The sequence below is a fragment of the Phenylobacterium sp. genome (assembly GCF_036402295.1).
GTDB lineage: Bacteria > Pseudomonadota > Alphaproteobacteria > Caulobacterales > Caulobacteraceae > Phenylobacterium.
Map to the genome: position 1 here is coordinate 1 of NZ_DASWTE010000271.1, position 1628 is coordinate 1628.

The 1628-nt window shown below is 67.4% G+C and carries 2 protein-coding genes; one reads left to right on the forward strand and one right to left on the reverse strand.

Annotated features, from left to right (window positions below; all coding sequences use genetic code 11):
- A partial coding sequence (locus tag VGD44_RS16530; protein WP_331089066.1) for a hypothetical protein occupies positions 1 to 342 on the forward strand: 342 nt, incomplete at its 5' end.
- Between the two features lie 160 nt (positions 343 to 502).
- Here VGD44_RS16530 and VGD44_RS16535 read toward each other — a convergent pair.
- Entirely contained in the window at positions 503 to 1609 is a 1107-nt protein-coding gene (locus VGD44_RS16535; protein ID WP_331089068.1) for a sugar kinase, read from the reverse strand.
- Positions 1610 to 1628: the final 19 nt, after the last annotated feature.

The following is a 1628-nucleotide window of genomic DNA, read 5'->3' on the forward strand; positions in this document are numbered from 1 at the left end:
CTGAGCAAGGCCGACTTCGATGCGAGCGTTTTGGCGAACTCCCTCTGGGTAGAGAGGCCCAAATGGGTGAACGACACCGCAGCGCGCGGCCTGAGCCAGCGATACTCTGTGCTCGAAGGGACGTTCCGCGCTGGTCCGACAGGGCATCTCGGCCTTTGGCCAGGGGCAATCGAGGATGTGCGCCGCGCCGAGCCTTGGCCCACGCGCGCGGAGTACGCGGCTTCAATCCCCTATATGCCTTGGTGGCAGGAGCATCGGGTGCCACTGGCGGCAGGGCTGATCTTTGTGCTGGCCATCACCGGCGCGTCGTACTGGCTGGGCCGCCGATTACACCGACATTGACTGCCGCACAGTCCGCTTTCCACCCTCTCGTGACGCCGGCTAGGTCTGCTTAGCGACCTGACATGCAACGTCTGCTCTCCGGCGGAGGCAAAGAGACAGTTCGCGACCCTTGTCAGAACTTCGGAACGTCCGCTTCCGGGGCCCACTCCCGAGCACTCCCCTACCGGATAACCCGCGCGCCCTTCGACTTGATCGCGGTCTCGACCTCGGCGGCGCGCACCATCGAGGTGTCGCCGGGCGTGGTCATGGCCAGCGCCCCGTGCGCCGCGCCGTACTCCACCGCCATCTGCGGCCCCAGCCCCTTGAGGAACCCGTACGCCAGGCCCGAGGCGAAGCCGTCGCCGCCGCCGACCCGGTCGTAGATCTCCAGGTTCTCGCGCGTGCGCGACTGGTAGAACTGGCCGCCCGCCCAGATGATCGCCGACCAGTCGTTGACGCTGGCCGTCTTGGCGTTGCGCAGGGTCGTGGCGGCCACCTTGAAGTTCGCGAAGTGCGAGGTGCAGGCCTCGATCATCTTCTTGAAGTTGGCCGGGTCGATGTCGGAGATGTGCTCGTCCAGCCCCTCGACCTCGAAGCCGAGGCAGGCGGTGAAGTCCTCCTCGTTGCCGATCATCACGTCGACGTACTGGGCGATGTGGCGGTTGACCTTCTGGGCGCCGTCCTTGCCGCCCTGGCTCTTCCACAGCGAGGCCCGATAGTTCAGGTCGTAGGAGACGATCGTCCCGTACTTCCGCGCCGCCTCGACCGCCTCGATCACCGCCTCGGCGGTGTTGGACGCCAGCGCCGCGAAGATGCCGCCGGTGTGGAACCAGCGCACGCCCTCCTCGCCGAAGAGCTTCTCCCAGTTCACCTCGCCGGGCCGGATCTGCGACGCCGCCGAGTGGCCGCGGTCCGAGGTGCCGAGCGCCGGGCGGATGCCGAAGCCCTTCTCGGTGAAGTTCAGGCCCACGCGGGTGTTGCGGCCGATGCCGTCGAAGTCGCGCCAGACCAGGTGCGACAGGTCCACGCCGCCCTGCATCATCAGGTCCTCGACCAGCCAGCCGAGATCGTTGTTGGGCAGCGCGGTGACGTGCGTGGCGCGCTTGCCCCAGCACTTCCGCATGGCTCGGGCGACGTTGTATTCGCCACCGCCCTCCCAGACCTGGAACGAGCGGGCGTTGCGCACGCGGCCGAAGCCCGGATCGAAGCGCAGCATGACCTCGCCGAAGGCGGCGCAGTCCCACTTGCACTCAGCTGCCGGCCGGATGTTCAGCACGTCGCCCGCCATGTTCCTCAGGTCCCCTTGA

Excerpts from the sequence above, each read along its gene's own strand:
- VGD44_RS16535 (WP_331089068.1), bottom strand. The coding sequence starts at position 1,609 with ATGGCGGGCGACGTGCTGAACATCCGGCCGGCAGCTGAGTGCAAGTGG.